General features: G+C 36.6%; 26 protein-coding genes. 16 read left to right on the forward strand and 10 right to left on the reverse strand.

Annotated features, from left to right (window positions below; genetic code table 11):
• Window positions 1-58: 58 nt before the first annotated feature.
• Window positions 59-1036, forward strand: a complete 978-nt coding sequence (locus GSQ84_RS25475) for an AraC family transcriptional regulator (protein WP_158800183.1) — start codon at window positions 59-61, stop codon at window positions 1034-1036.
• A gap of 74 nt (window positions 1037-1110) precedes the next feature.
• Window positions 1111-1488, forward strand: a complete 378-nt coding sequence (locus tag GSQ84_RS25480; protein ID WP_158800184.1) for a nuclear transport factor 2 family protein — start codon at window positions 1111-1113, stop codon at window positions 1486-1488.
• 12 nt (window positions 1489-1500) lie between these two features.
• Here GSQ84_RS25480 and GSQ84_RS25485 read toward each other — a convergent pair whose 3' ends face one another.
• The 3 genes from GSQ84_RS25485 to GSQ84_RS25495 all read right to left on the reverse strand — a co-directional run bounded on the left by GSQ84_RS25485 (window position 1501) and on the right by GSQ84_RS25495 (window position 6406).
• Window positions 1501-5217 (reverse strand): glycosyltransferase family 2 protein, encoded by a 3717-nt coding sequence (locus tag GSQ84_RS25485; RefSeq protein ID WP_216849031.1) that lies wholly within the window; start codon window positions 5215-5217, stop codon window positions 1501-1503.
• Window positions 5218-5285: 68 nt separating this feature from the next.
• Entirely contained in the window at window positions 5286-5711 is a 426-nt protein-coding gene (locus GSQ84_RS25490) for a hypothetical protein (RefSeq protein ID WP_216849047.1), read from the reverse strand.
• Complete coding sequence (locus tag GSQ84_RS25495) at window positions 5675-6406, reverse strand: glycoside hydrolase family 2 TIM barrel-domain containing protein (protein ID WP_158800187.1); 732 nt, start codon at window positions 6404-6406, stop codon at window positions 5675-5677. Before GSQ84_RS25495 ends, GSQ84_RS25490 begins: the two co-directional genes overlap by 37 nt.
• A 436-nt stretch (window positions 6407-6842) precedes the next feature.
• Here GSQ84_RS25495 and GSQ84_RS25500 point away from each other — a divergent pair, with 436 nt between their 5' ends.
• The 4 genes from GSQ84_RS25500 to GSQ84_RS25515 all read left to right on the forward strand — a co-directional run bounded on the left by GSQ84_RS25500 (window position 6843) and on the right by GSQ84_RS25515 (window position 9185).
• Complete coding sequence (locus GSQ84_RS25500; protein WP_158800188.1) at window positions 6843-7418, forward strand: Crp/Fnr family transcriptional regulator; 576 nt, start codon at window positions 6843-6845, stop codon at window positions 7416-7418.
• A gap of 32 nt (window positions 7419-7450) precedes the next feature.
• Window positions 7451-7846, forward strand: coding sequence for a DUF4406 domain-containing protein (locus GSQ84_RS25505; RefSeq protein WP_254070987.1), 396 nt, complete (start codon window positions 7451-7453; stop codon window positions 7844-7846).
• Window positions 7836-8441, forward strand: a complete 606-nt coding sequence (gene nudK / locus GSQ84_RS25510; RefSeq protein ID WP_158800190.1) for a GDP-mannose pyrophosphatase NudK — start codon at window positions 7836-7838, stop codon at window positions 8439-8441. The genes GSQ84_RS25505 and nudK overlap by 11 nt, the downstream gene beginning before the upstream one ends.
• A 168-nt stretch (window positions 8442-8609) precedes the next feature.
• Window positions 8610-9185, forward strand: a complete 576-nt coding sequence (locus tag GSQ84_RS25515) for a DUF1572 family protein (RefSeq protein WP_158800191.1) — start codon at window positions 8610-8612, stop codon at window positions 9183-9185.
• A gap of 25 nt (window positions 9186-9210) precedes the next feature.
• Here GSQ84_RS25515 and GSQ84_RS25520 read toward each other — a convergent pair whose 3' ends face one another.
• The 5 genes from GSQ84_RS25520 to GSQ84_RS25540 all read right to left on the reverse strand — a co-directional run bounded on the left by GSQ84_RS25520 (window position 9211) and on the right by GSQ84_RS25540 (window position 14083).
• Window positions 9211-9831, reverse strand: coding sequence for a gluconate 2-dehydrogenase subunit 3 family protein (locus GSQ84_RS25520; protein WP_158800192.1), 621 nt, complete (start codon window positions 9829-9831; stop codon window positions 9211-9213).
• An 11-nt stretch (window positions 9832-9842) separates the two neighbouring features.
• Window positions 9843-11522: a GMC oxidoreductase gene (locus GSQ84_RS25525; RefSeq protein WP_158800193.1), complete on the reverse strand. Its 1680-nt coding sequence runs from the start codon at window positions 11520-11522 to the stop codon at window positions 9843-9845.
• Window positions 11523-11767: 245 nt separating this feature from the next.
• Window positions 11768-12439, reverse strand: coding sequence for a DUF6266 family protein (locus GSQ84_RS25530; protein ID WP_158800194.1), 672 nt, complete (start codon window positions 12437-12439; stop codon window positions 11768-11770).
• A complete protein-coding gene (locus tag GSQ84_RS25535; RefSeq protein ID WP_158800195.1) occupies window positions 12426-13103 on the reverse strand; it encodes a DUF6266 family protein in 678 nt (225 codons plus the stop codon). Before GSQ84_RS25535 ends, GSQ84_RS25530 begins: the two co-directional genes overlap by 14 nt.
• Window positions 13104-13507: 404 nt before the next feature.
• Window positions 13508-14083, reverse strand: coding sequence for a hypothetical protein (locus GSQ84_RS25540; protein WP_216849032.1), 576 nt, complete (start codon window positions 14081-14083; stop codon window positions 13508-13510).
• A 246-nt stretch (window positions 14084-14329) separates the two neighbouring features.
• On the opposite strand from GSQ84_RS25540, the gene GSQ84_RS25545 reads away from it, so the two are divergent.
• Together GSQ84_RS25545 and GSQ84_RS25550 are read left to right on the forward strand one after the other, a co-directional pair.
• Window positions 14330-15310 carry an aldo/keto reductase gene (locus tag GSQ84_RS25545; protein WP_158800196.1) on the forward strand — a complete coding sequence of 327 codons (981 nt, stop codon included), beginning with the start codon at window positions 14330-14332 and terminating at the stop codon, window positions 15308-15310.
• Window positions 15311-15323: 13 nt separating this feature from the next.
• Window positions 15324-16355: a helix-turn-helix domain-containing protein gene (locus GSQ84_RS25550; protein WP_371416432.1), complete on the forward strand. Its 1032-nt coding sequence runs from the start codon at window positions 15324-15326 to the stop codon at window positions 16353-16355.
• Window positions 16356-16774: 419 nt separating this feature from the next.
• On the opposite strand, the gene GSQ84_RS25555 is transcribed toward GSQ84_RS25550, so the two are convergent.
• A complete protein-coding gene (locus GSQ84_RS25555; RefSeq protein WP_158800197.1) occupies window positions 16775-17626 on the reverse strand; it encodes an enoyl-CoA hydratase/isomerase family protein in 852 nt (283 codons plus the stop codon).
• A 102-nt stretch (window positions 17627-17728) separates the two neighbouring features.
• On the opposite strand from GSQ84_RS25555, the gene GSQ84_RS25560 reads away from it, so the two are divergent.
• Together GSQ84_RS25560 and GSQ84_RS25565 are read left to right on the forward strand one after the other, a co-directional pair.
• Entirely contained in the window at window positions 17729-18118 is a 390-nt protein-coding gene (locus GSQ84_RS25560; protein ID WP_158800198.1) for a helix-turn-helix domain-containing protein, read from the forward strand.
• Between the two features lie 240 nt (window positions 18119-18358).
• On the forward strand, window positions 18359-19726 hold the full coding sequence (locus tag GSQ84_RS25565; RefSeq protein WP_158800199.1) for a glycoside hydrolase family 28 protein: 1368 nt from the start codon (window positions 18359-18361) through the stop codon (window positions 19724-19726).
• Window positions 19727-20476: 750 nt separating this feature from the next.
• On the opposite strand, the gene GSQ84_RS25570 is transcribed toward GSQ84_RS25565, so the two are convergent.
• Entirely contained in the window at window positions 20477-20716 is a 240-nt protein-coding gene (locus tag GSQ84_RS25570; protein ID WP_158800200.1) for a hypothetical protein, read from the reverse strand.
• 280 nt (window positions 20717-20996) lie between these two features.
• Here GSQ84_RS25570 and GSQ84_RS25575 point away from each other — a divergent pair, with 280 nt between their 5' ends.
• The 6 genes from GSQ84_RS25575 to GSQ84_RS25600 all read left to right on the forward strand — a co-directional run bounded on the left by GSQ84_RS25575 (window position 20997) and on the right by GSQ84_RS25600 (window position 23921).
• Window positions 20997-21863, forward strand: a complete 867-nt coding sequence (locus GSQ84_RS25575) for a redoxin domain-containing protein (protein WP_158800201.1) — start codon at window positions 20997-20999, stop codon at window positions 21861-21863.
• A complete protein-coding gene (locus GSQ84_RS28510) occupies window positions 21830-22138 on the forward strand; it encodes a TlpA disulfide reductase family protein (protein WP_158800202.1) in 309 nt (102 codons plus the stop codon). Before GSQ84_RS25575 ends, GSQ84_RS28510 begins: the two co-directional genes overlap by 34 nt.
• Before the next feature lie 8 nt (window positions 22139-22146).
• Complete coding sequence (locus GSQ84_RS25585; protein ID WP_158800203.1) at window positions 22147-22488, forward strand: hypothetical protein; 342 nt, start codon at window positions 22147-22149, stop codon at window positions 22486-22488.
• Window positions 22489-22968: 480 nt separating this feature from the next.
• Window positions 22969-23313 (forward strand): nucleotidyltransferase family protein, encoded by a 345-nt coding sequence (locus GSQ84_RS25590; RefSeq protein ID WP_216849033.1) that lies wholly within the window; start codon window positions 22969-22971, stop codon window positions 23311-23313.
• Window positions 23303-23692 carry a DUF86 domain-containing protein gene (locus GSQ84_RS25595; RefSeq protein ID WP_158800204.1) on the forward strand — a complete coding sequence of 130 codons (390 nt, stop codon included), beginning with the start codon at window positions 23303-23305 and terminating at the stop codon, window positions 23690-23692. Before GSQ84_RS25590 ends, GSQ84_RS25595 begins: the two co-directional genes overlap by 11 nt.
• Window position 23693: 1 nt before the next feature.
• The gene (locus GSQ84_RS25600) at window positions 23694-23921 is read left to right on the forward strand and encodes a hypothetical protein (protein WP_158800205.1); all 228 of its coding nucleotides are present in this window, start codon (window positions 23694-23696) and stop codon (window positions 23919-23921) included.
• Window positions 23922-24344 lie beyond the last annotated feature (423 nt).

The raw sequence follows: 24344 nt of genomic DNA on the forward strand, positions 1-24344 counted from the left end.
TTAGGCTGGTAAATGCGGAAAGAATTAACGAATTTTGAAAATCAGGTCTTTTTTTAATATGTATCTAAACTCATTTCTTCCATTTACAACACTATCAGATCGTGCTGAAAGTAAGGGCATACAAGAGGAATCATATGTGTTGTCGCAGGACACAGGAATGAGTGGATTTTTTGAATATACTGTACTCGATGGTATAGAAATAAATTACAGTAGTCTTTCCGTAACGGAAGAAACTTCATTTGAAGCCAAATCAGCCGAAAAATGTATAGAAATGCATTTTTCTTTAAGCGGGAAGTTTATGGCTAAAAGCGAGTTCCTGCAAAAACCGGTTGAGATCACCCAATTGCAGCATAATCTTTTCTCTATGCCATCAGATCTTTCTACAAATCTCATTTTTCAGGTTGCGAAACAGCCGGTTGTTAAGTTTGATATATTATTTGATCAGGCTTATTTTGAACAGATTTTAAATGAAGAATGTGTGGTCCACAGGAGTTTGTTAAATAAAATTAACAGGAATGAGATGATGCTTGGAGATAGAAACTATTTAAATATTTCTCCTTTAATGCTTTCAGTTTTGTCGGATATAATGGCGTGCAAAAGGAAAGGTTATTTTAAAAGGTTATATCTGGAGGCAAAAGTTATGGAGTTATTCCTGCTGCAAACAGAATTATTGCAGGAAAGGCAGACGGGTAAAGGATCTGATTATTCGCTTAAGTTTTCAGAAGATATTGATAAGCTTTATTATGTTAAAGAATTGATTGATCAGGAACCGGAAACTGAGCATTCATTAGCCTCATTAAGCCGCTTGGCAGGATTAAATGTTTTTAAATTGAAAAATGGATTCAAAAGTATATTTGGGGACACTGTTTTTGGTTATATCAACGAATTAAAAATGGCTAAGGCAAAAACGATGTTGTTAGAAGAAAAGAAACAGGTTAATGAGGTTGCATACCTGCTGGGATATAACAGTCCCAATAATTTTAGTACAGCCTTTAAAAGGAAATATGGTATTAATCCCGGTAAACTTAAATTTTAGAAATCTCTAGCTAAGGTTGCGTGAGTTTTTTTCGATAGGTTAGGGGCATATAGCTTTTATTTTTTAATCGATTTATGGAAGAAAAAGAAATACAGGAAGCGCTAAATGCGCACTGGCACGCGTCGGCTGTGGGCGATGTAAATGCTGAACATGACATTTATGATGATGATGTGATCTGTGATTATCCCCAGTCGGGCGAGCGAATCTTCGGAAGAAGCAATTTGCAGGCCTTAAGGAGCCATCATCCCGGAAAGCCATCGGGTTTCGATGTTAAACGGATGATCGGAAAAGGTGATCTCTGGATCACCGAATACACCATTACTTACCAGGATCAATTGGCATATACGGTGAGCATTATGGAATTTCGCAAGGGAAAGGTGATACATGAAACACAGTATTTTACAGATCCCTTTGAGGCTCCGGAATGGCGAAGTCAATGGGTTGAATCCTAATCCTGCTTAAATTTAGTATAAAGGTGTATTCAATGCCGATTTTACGATTTTTACTTGTTTTCCTTTTGTAATATACAGATATAAGTTGTAGCTGGCTGGATGTTCAGGAATTTTAACTGATATGGTGCTACCTTCACCTAATGGCAATACTTGTACAGGATGTCCGTATTTATTCAATTTTACCATCTCCCACTTAAACATCAGCTTATCCTTTTCCTCAGGGATGAGCCAGGAATCTTTAAATATCAAGGCACTGTAAACCAAATTTGTATTCGCCAATACGGTTACTGCTGGTAATAATATTTTTGTTAGTGGTAGTTCCTCAGGTAATTTTAGGCCGGCCCAAAGCTGACCCAATTTATAAAATTCATATTTATCCTGCCTGTTATGATCTTTTAAACCGTTAAAAGCAATGTTGTTCTCATTGGTTTCATCCTGCCATGCAGAAATAAAGGTAGCAGATTGATCATCCGTATGATCTAAATAATCAGCGGCATCAATTTTACTGATAAAATAAGGAATGCCGGCTGTCTTTAGCTCAGGTATTGTATTTGAACTCGCACCCACTATAAGACCTAACATATCTATTTCAGGAATATTGTAATGTATCATCGCTGCATTTTCTATTAACGACTGGTCGGCGTCAACATCTAAACTTATATCTCTGTCTGGATCTATTGTTTTAATATCATGAACCAGTTTTTTTAACCATTCGATTAGCCGCGCTCTCGGATAAAACAAATCTGGTTTGAAATAATTATTTGAAATTTCCGTCAATGGCGTATTCCCAATATTCCACATCATGATATTTTTATCGTCGCGTTTACTGCTAACGGTTTCTAATATTTTGTCTGCAAATTTATTCAGTATTTCAGTATCTGAAAAATAGTTGACATGGTCTGGGGTCCTAAAGCTATATACTACCCCCATTCCCAGCTCTCTGGCTACGTTCAATACATTATGATCATATATTCCTGGTCCTGAATATTTAATGCTATTGACACCAATTTCTTTCATTTCTGAAATATCCTGACGGATTTCCTCAACTTTTAAAGCATGGCCGTTCGTATACCAATTTTGTGTCTTAAAATAATTCACGCCTTTAATCAGCTTGTTTACAACGCGATTGACAATCGTTTTTTGAAACTGAGCTGCTGACAGCGTCTCCTGTGGCTGCTGACTGATCAACTGATTGCTTAACCAAAACTGTTCCTTTTTCATTTTCAGAAGACCCAATTCCATATTAGTAAAGTTATTTATGCGCCAGTCTAATGGATTTAGATCCCTAGTATCAAGACTATTTTTGTCTATTCCACTGTTAAATATGACAAGGGCTTTAACCTCTGGATATTTGTTAACGTTACGTACGCCATCCTGCAGCCATTCTATTCGTTTTTTGCCAGTTTCCAGTGAGCCCATTTCAGCAAACATTACTGGTAAACCAGAAGTGAAAATTGCCTGCTGATGAAATGGCAGGTAAAGCTGCTCAGAAGAGTAGGATTGCCGATTGCTATTTTTGGTAGCGTAGTTGAGGTTAGTTACACCTAGCCAATCCACATATTCTTTACCTGGAAAGTAGCCAGCTACAGCTTCAGGCTTCCATGGATTCCATACCCAAATCACATTACGGACCTGATGTTTAAGAAAATAATCATGCACATACTGCCATCCTTCTTTAAAATCGTCTGCCGTATTTCCACCCGCAGCAGACCATGGATATTGCGGATTATCAGCTTCATGTGCAAAACGAATAAAAATTGGGCGGTTTAAAGATTTGACCTGTTTTGAGAATTTATCCAGATAACCATCATAGTCACCATTTAGTATCCTGGAAAACACCTTATTTTCCTTTAGCTTATCACTTAATGTATCATTACGGTCAAATAAGCTCTGCCAAGGCTCCCAGGTAACCATTGGTATTGCATTTTGCTTAAACGCCTGATCTAATTGCGCGAATGGAAGGTTACATTGCGGCTGATCGCCCCAGGCTATATAAAAGGAGATGATACCAAAGTGTATTTTACTTTGCGACTCATATTTACGAACCAAATCTAAGGAGGTTAGGCCACCATCCTGTTCGGGGGCGAAAATGCCGGGTATCAGTATGTTTTTCCTGTAATTGCTGTATGAATTTTCTGCCGGTTCGCTAAATTTGCTGTTCATTCTATAACCTGTTAAACTCAAAATCAATAGGCTAAGCAACAATGCCGTACTCCTCATACCTTTATATATTAAACGTCTAAATTTCCAAAATTCAATCTTAAATACTTTTACTGCCAGCATAAAAGAGGTCAGGAGTTTACGTTCATTCTTGTACCTTCTAAAGGTAAACTGACTGCTGGCAACAATTGTAAATAATAAAATCAGACAATTGATAGCGGCAAATCCGGCCATAATTAAATTAAAGGGATTCCAATCGTTGTGCAAGCCATATACTATTGCGATCAAGGAAAGGATAATCAGCAAAAAGTTAGGAATATTTAACCGAAGCAGATTTTTTTCTTTGTCGTCCTTTGGCGTTGGTATGTAAGGTACCTTTTTACGTAGAATAGTATAAAATAAGCCCAGCATGAAAACCCACCAGGTACCAATCAGCAATAAACCGCCTATCACATGAAAGCCCCTTTCTTCTTCTTCCATTACCCATTTTTGTACGAAATGACGAATGAGAATGACAAATGTAGAGAGTGGCAATGCCAGTGTTATAAATTTTGAAAAGTCCATATCTATCGGGCTTATATTGAAAAACAAGCATAATATTGGAATTAAAAAATTTAGAAGCATGATTACTCCTGAGAGATAATGCAATGGGATTACACCGTAATGCAGCTTTTGCTGCCAGGTGAATTTTTTGAATAATTTGATATAGGAGGTAACCAGCAACTCAAAAACCCCTCTGGACCATTTCAGTTGCTGGGCATAGTAGGCCGACAAAGTAGATGGAACCAAACCTCTCGCCAGAACCGCAGGAACATATATGGATTTCCACCCTTTGGCATGAAGTTGCATCGCCGTATGCATATCTTCTGCCAGGCCTGCAGCATGGCCGCCAATAGAATCTAATGCAGAACGGCGAAATGTACAATTGGCTCCAATGGCAAGCACTGTCCCGTACTTATTCATTGTCATCATAATCGGCCCGTAAAACTGAAAAGTCTGCTGTGCAGCACCCTTGGCAATTAAACTCTGGTCATGATTCCTATAAGATTGTACAATTTGTACATAACCTACCTTCGGATCATTAAAATGGGATACTATCGGATCTAAAAAATTAGGATAAGGTACATGGTCGGGATCCAGAACAACACAAAGTTCTGCAGAGGATGATTGGAGTGCATTATTAATGTTTCCTGCCTTCGCGTTTATTTTCTTTACGCGTGTAACATGAAATATGCCTAAATCCTTGCAAAATGCTTTTAAATATGGATCATCAGATTCGTCGCACAAAAATGTTTGATGGGGGTAGGTAATGGCCTTAATTGCAATCAGGGTTTCCTCAATCATATCATAAGGTTCACCAGCGCAAAAGGTGGTAAATATATCAACCGTAAAAAGTTTATCAAGTTTTGGTGTTGGAGGTACGGTGATATAAAAATAATGTATCCACTCATGCAAAAATTTGATGCAGGAAAAAACTATAGTAATCATCAGCATCCAGTACAATGCAGTGTTTTCAGTACCTGCAGTGAACATCTCTGTCAAAAATAATATGATGAATAAAGTTCCCATAAGGATCATCACACGCAGCGTCAGCAGCTCTATTTTTGTTGGATTAATAACCTGTTCTGTTTTTTTAATTATTTTGCCATCACATAAAAAGGTGTATTACATGTTGCAACATGACCATAAGAATCATAAATGGCCGCAAAAAGCCGATAGGGACCGGGCAGCTGAGGAGTTTGAATATTAACTTTGAGGTCTGAGGCTGATAGTATAGTTCCCAATACCTGCTTCGGTTTGATAATATTATTTGTATTATTTTTTTTATACCAGTCTTCAGGATAAATTTCCCATTTAACTGTAATGGCACCCTTGCCGGAATTATCCATCAATACTTCGGCACTGCATCTTTCTTTAGGACTAAAAATAATGTTATCAGCCGCGCCATGCGCATTAAGCAGCATATATTTGATTTTAGGTAGGGAATCCTGAAGATGTGTACCTTTCCAAATCCTTTTAGCTGATTCTATTGCTTCTGTCTGATTACCATTTTCGTCGAACAAACTGAACCAGGTATGCGTGATTTCCTGTTTCTGACCCCAGTAAAAGATCCTAGAAAACCACCATTTTCTATTGGCATATCATCCTTATATCTATTGAAATATTGTTCAGCTTTTTTAGTACTGGTAGGTTCAATTTTCGCTGCCCAGGATGTTTGTGGAGTACCGTCCCAGGGTCCGTCAATACCCCATTCTGTAATTAGAAAAGGGCCATTCCAAAACCATGAAAATTGTTTCAGGTCTTTTTTTAACGAATGGATTTGTCCGAATATGTTAAAGGAGATCACGTCTACATCTGTACGCATTTTAATCATGAAAATATCGCTGCGCTGAAAATTAGTCATGGTGGTGGTTACCGGATGATCTGGATCATCCTGATGTATCATGTCTACGATTTGGTTAAATGCCTTGTAAAAATTACGGTAAGCTGGCCTGTAAGGAAATGTTAATTCATTACCTACACACCACATTAAAACCGCAGGATTATTTTTAAGCCGGGCTACCAATCCCTTGATAGCCAAAAATTGTTTAGTTACTTTAGCAGTATCATTGTAATAGTCCATATACCTGCTTTCGGGGATCGGCAAACCTACGATGACAGCTATGCCTTTTTCACCGGCTATTTTTAAAATGGAATTCACTTGCGTGGTATCCCATATCCTGATCGTATTTCCGCCACTGGACACCAATAAATCCAAATGTTCACTACCAGAGGCACCTCTGATAGTGTAAGGTTTTCCATTTCGATATAATGTGTATTTTTGATTTTTGTAATCTATAAAGACCTTTACATCTTTTCGTTGTACGGTTTTCGTACAAGAGTATAGTAAGTTAAAAAAAAGGAGAAAGAGTAAATATTTTTTCAATCTGAGGGCGCCACAAGATTATTTGTACAGTCACCAAGCTAAAATAAGAAGATATTGTATTAAATCGAATTATAATCAGTTATTTTTTATTTCTTTGATCTGAAGCCATATTTTTAAGGTTGTGAAAAAATCTTCTAAAGCTTTCATGTTGGTCATGATATCAATTTCGATTGGACTGTCGAATAATTCATTGAGGAATGTGGAGAATATATGCGGATTATAGAATTAATAAATGGCCAAAAATCGCATTTAAATTTAACTTTAAGCAATGATAAATGAGGAAATTCTTAGAAATATTAAAAAGCATATCAGCCTCACTGAAAAAGAAACATCTTTTTTTATATCCCTGATCACTGCTAAAAGCCTGTCCAAAAAGGCTCTGGTTTTAGAGGCAGGCCAGGATTGCCGGTATTTGAGCTACGTAGCAACAGGGGCGTTAAGGTCCTATTATACTGATAAAGACGGCAAGGAATCTACCATCATGTTTGCTATTGCAGACTGGTGGATAACAGATATGTATTGTTATTTGAATAAAAAACCGGCTATGATGAATATTGAAACGTTGGAGCAGAGTACCATCTTTCAGATCAGCAGGACAAATTTTGATGAGCTACTGGAAAAAGTTCCAAAATTTGAGAAGTTCTTCAGGATACTCATGCAAAATGCTTATACACGCGAACAGTTAAGGGTAATGGAAAATTTGTCTTCTACAGCAGAGGAAAGATACCAAAGCTTTCTGATCAAATATCCACAGATCGTTAAACAGGTGACGCAAAAACAGATTGCTTCTTATTTGGGCATCACACCAGAATTTTTAAGCACACTTAGAAAACCAAAAGTATAAAACCGAATTTCTTAAGGTACCTTAATTTTTTTTTGAAAATCTTTACTTCAATTTGTAAAAAGAATAAAGATATGATGATATTAATTGCAGGCCCATATAGAAGTGGTACAAATGACGACCCTATTTTGATGCAACAAAATTTAAGTAGGCTTGAAGCCGTTGCTGTGCCATTGTTTAGAAAAGGCCATGTACCAATAATTGGTGAATGGGTTGCCTTGCCGCTGATCCATTTAGCAGGTTCTGTTCAAACTGGTGATGAAATCTGGAATGAAATACAGTATCCTTGTGCGCACCGCTTGTTAGAAAAATGTGATGCCATTCTGCGTATTGATGGTTTATCTAAAGGGGCAGATGAAGATGTGAGGATTGGCAAAGAGAGAGGGCTCAAGATTTATTATCATATTAATGATGTTCCTCATGCAGAATAGTGAAGTGAAAATTGTTCACACGGAGATTCTGTCAGATAACTGGTATACACTGCGAAAAATAACTTACGAGTATCTTACTAAAGATGGGGTCCTGCAAACTTTAAATAGAGAGGCTTATGATAGGGGTAATGGTGCAGCAATATTACTTTATAATATTGAATTAAATAAGGTCATTCTTACCAGGCAATTTCGTCTTCCCACCTTTATTAATGGTAATGACACTGGCATGCTTATAGAATCTTGTGCAGGTTTATTAGATAATGAAAATCCTGAAGAGTGCATTAAAAGGGAAACCGAAGAGGAAACCGGGTATAAGATTAATGGCGTGCAAAAAATATTCGAAGCCTATATGTCGCCTGGTTCAGTAACGGAAATCATCTATTTCTTTATCGCAGAATATTCAAAAAAAATGAAAGTAGGAAATGGCGGCGGCATCAAAGAGGAAGGAGAACATATTGAAGTATTAGAGCTGGATATGAAGGAAGCAGTTGAGATGATCAGAATAGGTGAAATTAAAGACGCAAAAACAATCATGTTGCTGCAATATATGCAGATTTACGGAATGGCCAATTTAGCTGCAAATGTTACTATCTGAATATACCAAATAATAAGTTTCTCACAAAATATCTGAATTAATTTTTCCTAAATTTAAAAAAACCAAGAGTATTATATCCCGAACTCACGTTAATTACCAATTTCAATTTTATAAACGATATTTCGTCAACGGTTATTATGATTTAACAAAACGCTACAAACAAATACTATGAAATTAGAAGATATCAAAGGGGTTATCAAGCAATTTGAATATTATAGGATGCTTGGCGAAAAAACATTTAATCAACTAAGCGAAGAACATCTGTTTTGGAAATACAATGAAGACTCCAACAGTATTGCCATAATTGTCAACCACCTTTATGGAAATATGTTATCCAGATGGACAGATTTTTTAATTATGGATGGCGAAAAACCCTGGAGAAATAGAGACAAGGAATTTGATGATGATATCACGGATAAAGAAACCATGCTTTTGAAATGGAATGAAGGTTGGGATTGTTTATTGAATGCGCTTAATGCTTTAAATGAATCTGACTTAGATAAAATTGTTTATATCCGTAATGAAGGCCATACCATCACCGATGCTATTAACAGACAATTAGCTCACTATCCTTACCACATTGGACAGATTGTATTTATTGGTAAAATGCTGACAAATAATAACTGGCAATCTTTATCTATCCCAAAAGGAAACTCTCAAAAATATAATGATCAAAAGTTTTCTGAAGAAAAAGAGAAGAGGCATTTTACAGATGAATTTTTAAAGAACAAAAACAACCTATGACCTTATGGTTTAAAAAAAAGTATATCTAAATAGAGCGTGTTACATTACCATCATAGTGTCCTGGAACAGAAACATAACCCATACTTTTATACCCGATCTCCGAAGTAAAATATCCCAATAATGTGAGCTGTTTAATCATTGCAAAATAAGAAGTTGGCGGGATTTTTTTGATATAATTGGGCTTACCGCTTGCCTGTGAAGCTTTTTCTTTTTCAATTTCTTTTTGCTGCATTAAATCGTTCTTTATTTTATCTTCTTTTAATTGTGCATCCAGTGTAATCAATAATTTTTGTCTTTCCTGCGGACTGCAATTCAAAAAGCCTTTTCCATGCATTTTTTCACAAGACTGTTCCAGTTTCCCTAAACCAGCAAAAAATATTTTTTGATTTTCAGTAGAATAACAGTCCCTCACCATAATTTTCATAAAAGCTCCTGCATTTGCAGCTTTTGCACCACCTGATGCGGCTGTTTTTGGTAGGATCGTTTCTGCCACCTCATTTAAATAAGCGATCTGGCCTTCACTGAGTACCGTTGTTGGGCTCTCTACAACATGCTCATTTTTACAGCCACTGATGAATAGATCAGCACCAATAATTGTGCTTCCCAATATAATGGCCACCCTCGAAATTGCTGTTCTTCTGTCCATATTTCAATAATTTAAAGATTACCTTTTTTTAATTCATTAAAAGCAAAATCGCATGCTCTTGCGGTAAGCGCCATGTAGGTTAAAGAAGGGTTAACGCAGGCAGAAGAGGTCATGCTGGCACCATCGGTTACAAAAACATTTAACGCATCCCATACCTGGTTATGTTTATTGAGCACTGACGTTTTAGGATCAAGCCCCATTCTGGCTGTTCCCATTTCATGGATTCCATGTCCCATCGCATGTCCGCTATCCCAGGTGCGTATATTTTTTACGCCTGCCGCATCGAGCATATTTGCCGCTTCCATAGTGATAGCGGTGCGCATTTTCTTCTCATTATCCTTCAGCTCTGCATCCATAGATAAAATAGGTAATCCCCATTTGTCTTTTCTATGTGCATCAAGGGTAATCTTATTTTCATGATAGGGAAGGATTTCACCGAATCCGGTCATTCCCATGGTCCAGTTACCGGGTTTGCTCAGCGTGTCTTTAAATTCACCTCCAATATTAAGCTCTGCTATTTCCCTGCTCCACGAATCCCTACTTGCACTGCCCTGATAACCAAAGCCCCGTGTAAACGCTCTTTTATCGCCATATAGATTGGTAAAGCGTGGAATATAAAATCCGGTAGGCCTGCGGCCATATACAAAATGATCTTCAAAACCTTCAATACTTCCAGACGCACCTAAATTATAATGGTGATCCATGATATTATGTCCCAGCTCTCCACTGCTGCTACCTAAACCACCATCCCATACGTCTGTTGCAGAGTTCATTAATACCCATGCAGAATTTAAAGTTGAGGCATTAACGAATATTATTTTTGCAGTATAATGGTAGGTCTCATTGGTTTGTGCATCTAAGATTTCTACTCCGGTAGCCTTCTTTTTATCTTTATCATAAATTATGCGGGTTACGATGCTCCATGGCCTTACCGTAAGATTGCCCGTAGCCATGGCAGCAGGCAAAGTAGAAGACTGGGTGCTGAAATAACCTCCAAAAGGGCAGCCTTCCCAGCAACGGTCCCTAAACTGACATTTAGTGCGACCAGGAATAGCTTCAGTTAAGTTGGCTACCCTGCCATTGATCATATGCCGCTGGTCTTTATAATATTTTTTAAGACGGTTAGCCACATCTTTCTCTACAATATTCAAGCTTACAGGTGGTAGAAAATGACCATCCGGCAAATGTGCCAGGCCATCTCTGGCACCGCTGATCCCTGCAAATTTCTCTACATAATCATACCACGGAGAAATATCTTTGTAGCGGATAGGCCAATCTATAGCCCAGCCCTCTTTTGCATTCGCTTCAAAATCAAAATCACTCCAGCGATAACTTTGTCTGCCCCATAACGTAGAGCGGCCCCCTAACTGGTAACTGCGCCACCAGGTAAAAGGCTTTACTTCGGTATATGGACTATCCTGTTCATTGGCCCAGCAGTCCATTACAGCTTCATTAGCAGCCCAGCCACGGTGAATTACAGGATACTTTTCCTGCTGCTCTCTGGTGGTACTGCCTCTGTGTTCAAATTCCCAGGGCTGTTTAGTGCCGTACTTATAATCCTTAATGTGTTCGTAATTTCTTCCCCTTTCCAGCATGAGTGTTTTTAAACCTTTGCCGGTTAATTCCTTTGCTGCCCAGCCGCCGCTGATACCAGACCCAATGACAATTGCGTCATACGTGTTTTCAGTCATATTTATTTGGTTAGAAATGATTTACACTGCAATGAATATCCTAATATATGATTTTCTGTTTACAAGAGCAAATAGCTTTTAGCTTCAGGAAATTTCACTTAAAAACTTGTCACAAGGATAAAATATGGTAGGGGATAGGGTTTAAGTTAAAATATTTTGGAATTTAATGGCGCTTTTTTGAGGACTCTTTAATAACCGTTTCAAAAGCTAATGTGCCGGGTTTACGCAGCACATTAGCTTTTTTATTAAACAGCCTGGCTGAATGTAAAACTGCCCAGGTATCTGCTGTTCGATGCTCTTTTGCCATCTACTGAAGTCAGAAATATCCAGGCATGGAAAGTGCCTTTAGTCTTCAGCCCAATTTTTAGCTGCACGGTGCCGGCACTTCTGGTCCCGGCCGTAGGAAAAACCACCACATATGTTGTCCTGGAGCCTTCATCATTGATCTGTTCGTTGCACAAAGTAAGGAACACATTATCGTTTTCTTCCGATCCTGCCTTTATATTGACAGAATTGAGCCAGTTTACCTGGATGATACCCCGGGGGACCACAGAAATAGTGGGCCTGTAAATCTGATCCAGCCAGCCACTACTCAGCTGAATTTTAGTGTAGTCTATCACCAGATCCGGGAAAGTTCCTGTAACGGCATGTTGCAAATTGTATTTTACTGCCCTGTTCATTGCAGATTTGTCGCCAGATTTATCCGGGTAACCTACTTTAATAGCTGAATGGAATTGGTGCAGGCATTTAGAAATTAAGCCGATCTTTGCACGCTGGTTTTTTAGGGCAATGGAAGCTTCGTTTCTTGTTTTAGCGGGTGCATCTCTCCCGATTTTTTTTCTCTTCCATCTACACGTTACCAATTGTCCTGTCTTACCTGTAAATTCGCCAATAGCCCCTGGTTTATAATGTGACATCACTACCTCCGTTGCTAGTTGCTGCCGGCAGAATCAATTGTCCTGTGTACATGCTGTTAGAAATATTTTTATGATCGGCCGATATAAAAGAAATATAGGTTTCCATTACGGTGGCTGTTTCATTTGCCAGCAGGGATAATTGTGCTGTGCCACTTGCCCTGGTTCCTCCAAAAAGCACATATTCTGAACTTTTAGTATCAGGGAAATAGGCCAGGAGCATCACCTGATCATTGGCGTGGAACTGCCCCCGAATTAACGAAGTATCCCATGTAAAGACTAGTCCATCGTCATTTAACTTTGCCTGTACATTTGGTGTTGCAGGCATTTTTCCCCTGGTAAATAAAACTTTGGTATAATCGATTTCCATATCAGGATAATTTCCCTTAATCGCATGAAGACGGGTATAACTGTTCACTAAGTCGTGAGATGTCTTATGCGCAAGATTTGCTTCAGACTGGAATCCCAGGTAAATGAATTGTTTGGCCGATGCTATAAAATCGTTTACCAATTGGGTAGGGTGTCTGGCCATTTTTTGATTTTGCGTTGCTTTCTTACTGATTTTAGTTGCTGCTGAACGCGATGTTGGAATACCCAGGCGCAAGTAGGTAATCACATTTCCTCTTTTCCCCATGAATCCATCAAAGGAGTTTTTGTTTGTTGCCATAATAATTGGTTTTAAATTGTGAATAATTGTTTAATTAAGATACAAGATAAGATTTTTTTACAAAATATTATTGTAGAAATTATATTTAAATCTAATAAGGCAGTTATAGGTAATAAACAGAGACGGAGACCATTATAAATTGAGGGTTTTTTAGACGAACTTTAGCCAAACTTTGACGGGAATGAGGAACGGGTTTGGGACGGGTTTGGAACGGGTTTGGAACGCCTCCGGAACGGCTAAATGGCGTTCCGGAGGCATTGCTGAGGCGTCTTAAAGTGGTTCTTTATTTTGGCTAAACCTTGTTCAAAATCCTGTTGATATTTTGCCGATGGATAAACGTTTTCGGGTTTATCTATGGTCGTTGTCCGCCTATTGTAGCGAAACCATCTCTGATGTATCGAAAATCATCCTTTAAGCCCCCATTTCGTATAATATTGATTAAGCTCTTTCATGGAATGAATATACAGGATTGGAAAAGTATATCTTGAAAGAATAGCTTTATGTCTCTTCCGGATTTTAGGATATTTGAAAACTATGTAATTGATCACTTCAAAACTAAATTCATTCGTTGCATCCTTTAAACGTCCAGGTCTGCTATGATCATTTTTCAGGCATCTTAAAATATATCGAAAACAGCAACCGAAAAAATTTGGATCTATCCAAATTATAGATGTTGCTTCCGCAAAACGTTGAGGCATGCAGAAACTATAATTGCCTTCAATAACCCACGATCCCTTTGTTAGAAAAGAATCCTGATCTGCAGCAAATTCTTTTTCATCCCGTCTTTCCCAGTTTGTTCCAGGAATATGTGCAAGCTGGTCAAGATGGCAAATCGAAATATTTAGTTTTTCCCCAAGTTTAGTTGCCAGCGTTGATTTGCCGCTACTGCTTGGGCCGATAATGCATATCCTCTGGCCAAGCTCATTTAGTGATGTCATCTTCTTGGCTCTTAATTTAGTTTGAACTTTCTTATTAAACAAAGATAAAATCTTTTTTAAACCCTTGTAAAGTTAGTTTGTACTTGTCAAACCTTGATTAAACGACTATGATTTTGATATAAACAATTTCAGTGAAATTCAACCATTCATTCCGAAATCAATAGTGCTTAAAAAATGTTTGAAAATTTGACTACAACAATTACCAATTCAACTACTTTTTATAGAACGACAATCAAGATTTTTGTAATGAGATTTATTCAAGGTTAGAAACAATTGAAAAAAAGAATTATGCAAAAAAGAAAATTAGGGAATAGCGGATTAGAAGTTTCCGCATTAGGTTTTGGCTGTATGGGTTTAAACTTTTTAGATGGCAAAGGTCTTGATAAAAAAGATGCCATAACGCTGCTACGCAATGCAGTTGAAAGGGGAATCACATTTTTTGATACCGCAGAAGCTTACGGACCTTATACCAATGAAGAAATTGTTGGCGAAGGATTACAGTCTTTTAGAAAAGACGTTGTTATAGCAACAAAATTTGGTTGTAAAAATGCCAGACCAACAACAGGTTTAGACAGCAGACCCGAAACCATCAGGGCAGTAGTCGAAGCATCTTTAAAAAGATTAAGAACAGATTATATTGATTTGCTTTATCAGCACAGAGTTGATCCCAATGTTCCGATAGAAGATGTTGCAGGAACAGTAAAAGACCTGATACAAGAGGGTAAAGTAAAATATTTCGGTTTATCGGAAGCAAGTGCAAAAACTATTCGTAAGGCACATTCAATTCAACCTGTAACAGCGTTACAAAGTGAATACTCTTTGTTTTGGCGTGAACCAGAAAATGAGATCATTCCAACCTTAGAAGAGTTAGGAATTGGCTTCGTTCCGTTCAGTCCTTTGGGCAAAGGCTTCCTCACCGGTACAATAAATTCAAAATTAGCGGATGTTGACCGCAGAAATGTCATTCCTCGTTTCAGCGAAGAAAATATAAAAGCCAATCTAGTTTTAGTGGACGCACTTTCTGAAATTGCTGACCAAAAAAATGTTACAACCGGACAATTGGCATTAGCCTGGATTTTAGCTCAAAAGCCTTGGATAGTGCCAATACCAGGGACTACCAAATTGCATCGTTTAGACGAAAACATCGGCAGTACTAATATTATATTAACAACTGCTGAACTTGCAAAAATCAACACAATAGTAAATGGAATTACAATTGTGGGCGACCGCTATCCCGAAGTTTTAGAAAAACAAATAGATAGATCATAAAGCAAAACAACGTGTGAGCAACAATACAGTTTTGTGTGCAGGACAAGTAAGGAGCTTGCACACAAAACTTTACACAGCTGGTGAAAGAATATGTCCGTCAAAACAAAGTGATTACATTTGTACCAAAAAAATGCAACGAGAATCTAACATCAATCATATTAAAAGTATATCACAACTTGTACGGGTATTGGGACTTCCTGCGCCATTACACCCATTGATTGCATTGGTTGATTACAATAATGTTTCGATTGAAATGTTTCCAAGAGGACAAAAAACAAGTTTAGATTTTTACAAAATTTCCTTTAAGCCTACATTTATAGGACAAATAAAGTACGGACAGGCATATTACGATTTTGAAGAAGGCGGGTTGGCATTTTTGAAGCCAAAACAAATCATTTATCCACCAGCAGACATAGGAAGCTATGAAGGTATTGCTTTATATTTCCATTCGGACTTTATACGAAATTATCCATTAGGAAACACAATGAATCAATACGGCTTTTTCTCTTACGATGTTTCAGAAGCTTTATTTTTATCGGCAAAGGAAAAAGAAATTATAGCCAATTTACTTGCGTCAATAGCTAATGAATTAGACAATAACATAGACAATTTCAGCCAGGATGTTTTGGTGTCGCAAATAGAATTGTTATTGAATTACAGTAATCGCTTTTACAATAGGCAGTTTATTACGAGGAAAGCAGTCAATCACGACATCATAACTTCTTTGGACAAACTTTTAAACAGCTATTTTGAAGAAGAAAACAGTCTGAAAAACGGTTTGCCATCCGTGAAATATATAAGCACAGAATTAAAGCTATCGCAACGCTATTTGAGTGATATGTTGAGTTCATTGACAGGATTAAACACACAACAATACATTCAAAATGCAATCATAGAAAAAGCCAAAGAAAAATTATCAACTACAAATCTTTCCGTTTCGGAAATTGCTTATGAATTGGGCTTTGAACATTCACAGTCGTTCAGCAAACTTTTTAAGACAAAGACAAACGTTTCGCCTTTAGAGTTCAGACAGTCGTTTAATTAAAAAACGATAGGGGAGCAGGCTGTCAATAGCCAATGCCACTAACAAGGTTTTTGTCAGATGGGTACTTACCGAACCCCTGCTTATCGTGTGATTGCAGGGATTTCTTCGATTCTGGTGAACCTGCTGGTACCTTTATCGAATACTTTTATGGAAGATTGTATGAAAATAAACAGCTTATTAGACTAGAGAATAAATCAGTTAAACTTGATATCACATTTTGTGATACCAAGTTTAACTGATTTGTAAATGAATGATTGAGATTTTAATTATTTAAAGTCCTTCAAAAGGAACTCCCGCTTTTTTCACTAAAGTTTAGGCAGTCTTTTAATCAGCTTTTATAAGCTGGTCGGACATTTACCAGAAATTATTACCAAACAGGCATTAAAATCATTTTATTGGTCGTCTCTCTAATAAATGTATCACAAAGCTCTAAGAATTTCTTCAAGCTTTAATTCGCCCTCTACCGTCTGCGCCCCATTTTGTATGGCTCCTTTCATAATTCTTGCTGTTTCTGGATTAAACACCAAAGAAGCCCACCCATTATTTTCCAATTGAAAACCTTGTACGTTTCTGATCGGTGACAATACTTTTTTTGTTGTTTCAATTACACCTTCAGGTAAGTTTGCAATATTCTGCGCCAGGCGATCTACAAATGTGTCTATTTCCGCATCCGGTATGGCACGATTAATCCAGCCATAACGTTCGGCAGTAGCAGCGTCGAACAAATCGGCACCCAAAAGAACTTCTAAAGCACGGCCACGCGTCATTTTCGAGGATAGGTACTGTGTAGCCCCACCTCCGGGAATAATCCCCATTAGCGCTTCACATTGAGCCAATTTGCCTCTTTCTAGAGAGGCAAAGCTCATATCAGCCGCTGCAACAAATTCGGCTCCGCCACCACGGGCTATACCTTTCAATTTTACGATTGTTATTTGGGGTTGTTCTCTGAGCATTTCGCCAACTGCCTGGAAGATGTTTAGCCCTTCTGGTGCAGCTTTGCCTAACTCTTCTAATATAGCTTGTTCTTCCAAAATATTGATATCAACATGAGCGATGAAAAAATCAGGATTTATACTATCGAATACGATCACTTTAACCATCTTATCAGTAGATAAGTCGTTAAGTAACTGTTTCAATTCTTTCATCATTTTGCCACTCAATGCATTTACGGGTGCGTTGTCTAAGGTTATACTTGCTACACCGTTTTTAATCTTGAAATGTAACGTTTGATATTCATGATCTTTAAAGTTTACTGTGCTAATTTGCGTCATTTTTTTATTGTTAAGATTCTTGTCCTTATTTTTATTGTTACTTTTAGTAAAGGTAAAAGCTGCATTTTTAATTTTTGAAAATGCTATAATAGACTATAGCACATGGTAGATGAAGAAAACAAAGAGAAACCGTATATCTGTACGGTTAAAAATCAGGAAGAAATCAAGTATGCCCAAGATGCACTTTATGTATTAAGTGGTAAATGGCGTATGCCTATCATCATAGCTTTATACAATGGTCTACGTCGTTACCGTGACATCGCCCGAAGTATACCAGGTATAACATTCACGATGCTATCTAAAGATTTGCAACTGATGGAACTCAACAAATTGATAATAAGAATTGAAGATCCTGATTTTCCGAAAACTGTAGAATATATGCTGACTGATTATTGCAAGTCTCTGTACCCCATTGTGGAAAATTTGATAGATTGGGGAAAGCAGCATCGACAAGTTATCAGAATGGTTAATCCGCCAGAAATTGGAATATAATTGAATTTAAATGTTTTAACGCAGGAAGACTCCATTTCCTGAGGCTTCCTATGTGAACCTTACGGTACCAATATCGAACACTTTTAGAGATGGCTGCCTTAAAATTGCATGCTTACTGAAACATGGCAATATCCCCGAGCATTTTATTTGTGGCTAAATCACGGGCTTACCATCATTTTTTTTATTTTTGAGTCCTCTTGATTTTAGCCCTATACATTTATGAACTTATTTAGCCGTACAATGAGATCCTTTTTCTCAGACTTTATCCTCAAATCTTTATTTATCATTTTACCCTCTGCATCTTTCGCGCAGCACGCAAGCTACAATATCCAGGAGCTTGGTGCGAGAGGAGATGACAAAACCATTAATACGGCTATTATTAATCAAGCAATCGCCAAATGTTCCAGTGAAGGTGGCGGAACGGTGGTTGTGCCTCAGGGCGTTTTTCTTACTGCTACTCTCTATTTGAAAAGCAATGTCAATATTCATTTAAAAAAGGGTGCTGTATTGAAAGGGGTATCTGATATTAGTCTTTACCATTCATTTATTCCTGAAACAGACCTTTCAAAATATAATACTATAAGTACAACCGGCAATAATTCCAATAGCGCGTATGATACAGTGTGGACAAAGGCTTTGATCATCGCTCAGGGGATAACGAAGGCCACAATCTCCGGAGAAGGCCATATCGATGGAGACCATGTGTTTAATGCTAAGGGCGAGGAAGGGATGCGTGGCCCGCATACCATCATCATAGCCAACTGCAAAGACCTCAGATTTGAAAATATTACCATCGAAAAAGCAGGTAATTATGCTATCCTTGCTTACGACCTGCAAAATACGGTTTTCCAAAATGTACACATTCAGCAGGGTTGGGATGGAATCCATATCCGTGGCGGCAGGAATATTCTTTTGAAACAGTGTGATCTGCAAACGGGTGATGATGCCATTGCCGGTGGATTCTGGGACAATTTCCGGGTGCAAAGCTGCAAAATCAATTCGTCTTGCAATGGTATTCGTGTGATTATGCCTGTGAAAGGTTTCTTTGTGACCGACTCACATTTCGTTGGCCCGGGAAGATATCCGCACCGTACGTCGGGAGCAGAACACCGTACCAATATGCTGGCAGGTATTTACATTCAGCCAGGCGGCTGGGGCTTGGTGAAGGGGAACCTGGAAGGGATTCGTTTTTCAAACTTGAAGATGCATAATATGAATAATCCTTTTATATTTGAATTGCATGAAGGTAATAATGCAAATGATATTATTGTTGAAAATATAAAGGCAGACTCTATTAAGAATCCTATTGCAATACACAGCGATAAGGGATTTGGGTATAAAAACATCCTCTTTAAAAATGTTTCGGTGCGTTATGTCACTAATTCTAAAACCGTAGCGCCATGGGCACTGGGCGCAGCAAATGTTGAGCAGTTGCGTTTAGAAAATGTCAAGTTTTATGCAGGCAGTATTAAACCGCAAACTGCTATTCACCTGGATAATATTACGTCTTCTTCGTTCTCCGAAACGAATGTTTACAGTGCTAATCATACAGAAGAGGTAAATATGGTAAACAGCGGGAAGATAAAATTGGACAGACCTACAAAATAAAATTAATCGAAGCTGCAGATCATCGTTGACGTATAAAAACTGAGATTGATGTATCCAGCCCCAAAGCTTTTGCCTTACTTGCCTCATCTCTCAGCAAAGTTTTGAGAATTCATGCTAATTTGGCTACGCCTTAAAGGAAAACCCCTGCTAATTTTAAGATTGCAGGGTTTTTATGATTTAATATTGAATTTTGTGATCCCCGCCGGCATTTGAACCAAGTCTAAAAATCACCGTTTATTCAACATTTAGAGGGTTTGAAGTTGGCACTAACCGAATTGCTCATTTTTTATTTTGTACGTTTTAGCTGCAAATGCTATATGATAAAAGTATAAAATACAACCAAGGTATCAAATAATTAATTTAAAATTTAGATCTTAAATTTTGTTCCCGATTGATCCGATTCTGATTTATGGAAATTCTTATTTTTAACAATAACATCATAAGTCCCTTGTTCTAACCTTCCGTTATTGAAACCATATTTGGCAAAATTTTGAGGATAAATTAATTCATTGCTGTGATATTTAAGTAATTCCCCATTTTGAAAGCTCATAATCAATTGATTTACTTCTCCTTCACCTGTATAAACAAAATCTGATCTGTCGAAATAAAAGAAAAAGTTTGCAATATTTTTAAAGCTCTCATTAAAATTAATTCTGATATTATTCCCGGAGATAGTTAGGCCACTTTGTTGTATGCCTCGCAGTGCCACCCTGGTAATAGATTGCTACAAAGACCAGTTCTGGCATAATTTTAATCTAGTCTCTTAATGATAGTATCCTTTACCTCGATAGGCGTTTCATTCTCATCAGTCACTACCTCCAGAGATACAAGATATTTTTCCCCTGTTGGCAATTCCTTACGCCAATATCCTTGATCTTCTGCAAACTGAGCATAGAAAGGATTGCCTAATTCGAATGCTCTCTGGCGACCCAATTCATGCATATTACCCATGTTTGTTAAAAGCCTGTCTACAATTGAAGATGTCTTCATCAAGATGAATATTTAAATAATCGTCATTACAATACAAGAAAGAATGCCTTTGAGTAGCTAAAGGTATTCTTTCTTGTATTGTAATGATTGTAATATTATGGTAATTCTGAAATGAAAATATGTATAATCAAGCATCTCTTTAAAAAGAATACGAATGTATATTCAAGGTTAGATCAATCCTAAAGGATCATGAAAAGTAGTTTCTGCAAATCAGACAGTAGTAGGATTTTAATCGTAGCATTCGGCGAAAAAATTATATCTTACATTTAAATACGTTCCCATGAAAATACATAGCTATTGTTTTATTGTGCTCTTTTTAATCCTAGGTAGCAATGTGAATGCTCAAATAAATATAGTAAATGACTTGGTAGGCAAAATAGATTCTTATTATAAATTAGACTACAAGCAAATCTGTAAACAAAAAAGTCCTTTTTCGGATGATTTTTCTTCAATTTATATCAAATCATCTGTGGCAAAATCGCCAGTTAAGAAGGATGGTTTTGAACTATTTGTTATGGATGAAGCGAGAGGATTTAAATATATTTCAAATGGATCTATCAGGATGGATTTAAATGAAAAAGATAAAACATACAAGATAAAGAATAATTCAGAGGATGAGCCTTATCAATCTCCTTACTATTGGGCAGATTTTATGAAAAAACAATTAAAGTTTTCGACAAAAAAGTTAATATCACTTCCAGATACTATTATCAATACGGTTAACTGTCTTCATATCGAATTTCTATTAAAAGATTCCGTTAATAGTCGCCTGTCCTATGATATATGCCTGAATAAAAAAACAGGATTGCCAGTATATACAAAACAGTTTATCAAAGGTTCTGTGAGTAAAGTGGATTTCACGATCAGTGAAATTCTGACAATGATCAATGAAAATAATTATTCCAACTACAATATTAATCCAACTATTTTTCCAAAAATAGCTGATTTCAAAATTCCGGTGGATTACAGTATAGAGAAGAAAATTAGTCCGCTTAAACCCGGGGATAAAATTCCTGAATGGAAATTACAGGATTTATGTGGTAAAACAGTCTCAAATAAGGATCTTGAAGGATCTTTAGTGCTAATCGATTTTTCTTACAATGAATGTGCAGGATGTGCACTTTCAATCTTTCAATACCGTCTCTAAAACTATTAAATGAAAGGTACAAAAGTAGGCATGTAAAAATAATTTCCATTAACATTTATAATAGTAAAGCAGCAGTTGTCAGCTTTGTAAAGAAAAATAACATTAATTATACAACTCTTATAAATGGAAAAAAAGTTGAAAAAGATTTCCATATTTCAGCGTATCCAACTTTCTGTTTAATTGATCAGCATGGTAATATTATCAGCATAACTGAAGGGTATAGTAATGATTTTGAAAAAAATATGCTTGCTCAGATTAATAAATTCAAACAATAAACTCCTGAATGGCGAATGGAATATCTGCACCTTACTTAATGACTGTAGAGGAAACCACTTCATGGATATTTCTAGCAATTGCTATTGGAAGTCAAGTTGATCCAATTTCATTTACTGACATTTCTTCAATTGCTGATGGAATAAATCATGCTATTCCGACCCATAAAGAATTACAGATTTCGATCTCCTGGTTAACAAATAATAAGCTTATAGCTAAAAGTAAAAATCGTTACAGCTTAACTAGTTCCGGTGAATTAATATATAGAAATGCTTCAATCGATGTAAATACGATAATAAATATTTGGAGGAATATTGAGCACAGCTTTGTAAACTATAAGGCTGAATTATAACAAAATTTGATTCTCAGATTTTTCATTTTGATAATTCCTCCGCTCATTTGCGGCCTGAAGAACCACATTGCACCATTCTAGGTAAAGAAACGATTATTATTTAAATAATCTAACCTGTTATTTATAAATCATTATCTTGTTTAAGATCTTCAGAAAAGAATAAAATACCATTAACCTCAAGAGCGGTCAGCAACATCTACTTAGTTTATCGCCGGTAAAAATATATTATCCCACTTACAAAGAAACCTAAAGTGGAATTGAATTGAATACAGAATACTCTCATGAAAAGAATAATGTCTGTTTCTCAATAACCTTAAACAAAAAAACGCTACTAAATTACTTTAGAAGCGTTTTGGTATTCTTGTGAACCTGCTGGGTTCCAATGTCGAACACTTTTATTGATGATTGTATAAAAATAAGCAGATTTTAGAATTTTATACATTTCGATTTTTAAGAAGAGTTACAATTTAAAAAGTGGAATTGAAAATCAATTTTGATTTATTGTTTAAGAATTGGTTATCTTCGATTAATATGACTCTGTCAGAACAACATATTGATTATATCAAGAATTTTTTTTCTGGTCGTCCAGTCAAAAAAGCTTATATTTTTGGTTCATACTCCAGAGATGAAGCTGACGAAAATAGTGATATAGATATTCTTGTTGAATTGGATCATATTAGGCCAATTGGAATGAAATTTTTTTCATATAAAGATGAGCTTGAGCAAATTCTGCAAAAGAAAGTTGATCTTGTTAGTGATGAAGGCTTGTCTAAGTATGTTAAACCATTTGTAGATAAAGTTAAAGTTCTCATTTATGAGAGGTAGATTAGGTGATAAAGTTAGGTTTCAACATATCCTTTATTCAATTGGTGAAATTGAAAACTATCCTGACGGTGTATCTATTGAGCAATTTCTTAAAAATTCGGAGAAACGTTTTGCTACAATAAAACAGATCGAAATTATAGGGGAGGCTTGTAATGCTCTTACAGATGAATTAAAATCATTAGATCAAGATATTCCCTGGAGATCTATAATTGGTTTTAGAAATATATCAATCCATGAGTATTTTGGTTTGGATCTGCAGATTGTTTGGGAAATTGCTTACAATGATCTTCCTGAACTAAAAGAAAAATACAAATCTTACTGGATTCCTTACTATAAATACTCACCGTCCTATAGTATAGAAATCAAATTCAATTACTGATATGGCGAAAATTATATTTACAGGTTGGGAAGTTGGGATGCGTGGAATCCCATTTATTGAGCTGTTAAGAGAAAAAACTAATATTTCCTTAACATTAGCAAAAGATATCAAAGAGGGAATAGTTAATAATGAAATAATTGATTTAACAGTTGCAAGCGATCTTATTGCATCGGAGATTGTTACAGAGGCTCGCAAAAATGGGGTTATCTGTGAAATTGTGATAAAATAATTTTTCTATTGGAGTTTCAAAAAATATGATAATACGGAAAATGTCACTTTTGAGCTTACTGGTGCTTATTTTATTTATAAGTAATGTAATTGGCCATTTTTTTCCGCCAGTAGGAATCTTGGCTTCTCCAGTTTTTATAATCATAATGGTGGGATTGATTATTTTTACTGCCAACAATTTTAAATTTTTTATAAAATGCCTATTAGCTTATTCATTTATAGGCCTAAACGACGTTGGTCTTAGACTCTTTGCAGGTGGCATACATGATAGTGAAGGAATCGGTTGGATAAATGCTTTGTTTTTTGCTGGGTTACTTCCCTGCGTTATTATGCTATTCGCATGGTTATTCCGAAACAGAAATTCTGTTAACTGGATTAGTATAAGTGGTGTTTTACTATTTGTTTTTTTGATTTATATTCACCT

Source organism: Pedobacter sp. L105 (assembly GCF_009765875.1).
Lineage (GTDB): Bacteria > Bacteroidota > Bacteroidia > Sphingobacteriales > Sphingobacteriaceae > Pedobacter.

Excerpts from the sequence above, each read along its gene's own strand:
- GSQ84_RS25475 (WP_158800183.1), top strand. The coding sequence starts at position 59 with ATGTATCTAAACTCATTTCTTCCATTTACAACACTATCAGATCGTGCT.
- GSQ84_RS25480 (WP_158800184.1), top strand. The coding sequence starts at position 1,111 with ATGGAAGAAAAAGAAATACAGGAAGCGCTAAATGCGCACTGGCACGCG.
- GSQ84_RS25485 (WP_216849031.1), bottom strand. The coding sequence starts at position 5,217 with ATGGGAACTTTATTCATCATATTATTTTTGACAGAGATGTTCACTGCA.
- GSQ84_RS25500 (WP_158800188.1), top strand. The coding sequence starts at position 6,843 with ATGATAAATGAGGAAATTCTTAGAAATATTAAAAAGCATATCAGCCTC.
- nudK (WP_158800190.1), top strand. The coding sequence starts at position 7,836 with ATGCAGAATAGTGAAGTGAAAATTGTTCACACGGAGATTCTGTCAGAT.
- GSQ84_RS25515 (WP_158800191.1), top strand. The coding sequence starts at position 8,610 with ATGAAATTAGAAGATATCAAAGGGGTTATCAAGCAATTTGAATATTAT.
- GSQ84_RS25520 (WP_158800192.1), bottom strand. The coding sequence starts at position 9,831 with ATGGACAGAAGAACAGCAATTTCGAGGGTGGCCATTATATTGGGAAGC.
- GSQ84_RS25525 (WP_158800193.1), bottom strand. The coding sequence starts at position 11,522 with ATGACTGAAAACACGTATGACGCAATTGTCATTGGGTCTGGTATCAGC.
- GSQ84_RS25530 (WP_158800194.1), bottom strand. The coding sequence starts at position 12,439 with ATGTCACATTATAAACCAGGGGCTATTGGCGAATTTACAGGTAAGACA.
- GSQ84_RS25535 (WP_158800195.1), bottom strand. The coding sequence starts at position 13,103 with ATGGCAACAAACAAAAACTCCTTTGATGGATTCATGGGGAAAAGAGGA.
- GSQ84_RS25545 (WP_158800196.1), top strand. The coding sequence starts at position 14,330 with ATGCAAAAAAGAAAATTAGGGAATAGCGGATTAGAAGTTTCCGCATTA.
- GSQ84_RS25555 (WP_158800197.1), bottom strand. The coding sequence starts at position 17,626 with ATGACGCAAATTAGCACAGTAAACTTTAAAGATCATGAATATCAAACG.
- GSQ84_RS25560 (WP_158800198.1), top strand. The coding sequence starts at position 17,729 with ATGGTAGATGAAGAAAACAAAGAGAAACCGTATATCTGTACGGTTAAA.
- GSQ84_RS25565 (WP_158800199.1), top strand. The coding sequence starts at position 18,359 with ATGAGATCCTTTTTCTCAGACTTTATCCTCAAATCTTTATTTATCATT.
- GSQ84_RS25570 (WP_158800200.1), bottom strand. The coding sequence starts at position 20,716 with ATGAAGACATCTTCAATTGTAGACAGGCTTTTAACAAACATGGGTAAT.
- GSQ84_RS25575 (WP_158800201.1), top strand. The coding sequence starts at position 20,997 with ATGAAAATACATAGCTATTGTTTTATTGTGCTCTTTTTAATCCTAGGT.
- GSQ84_RS28510 (WP_158800202.1), top strand. The coding sequence starts at position 21,830 with ATGTGCACTTTCAATCTTTCAATACCGTCTCTAAAACTATTAAATGAA.
- GSQ84_RS25585 (WP_158800203.1), top strand. The coding sequence starts at position 22,147 with ATGGCGAATGGAATATCTGCACCTTACTTAATGACTGTAGAGGAAACC.
- GSQ84_RS25595 (WP_158800204.1), top strand. The coding sequence starts at position 23,303 with ATGAGAGGTAGATTAGGTGATAAAGTTAGGTTTCAACATATCCTTTAT.
- GSQ84_RS25600 (WP_158800205.1), top strand. The coding sequence starts at position 23,694 with ATGGCGAAAATTATATTTACAGGTTGGGAAGTTGGGATGCGTGGAATC.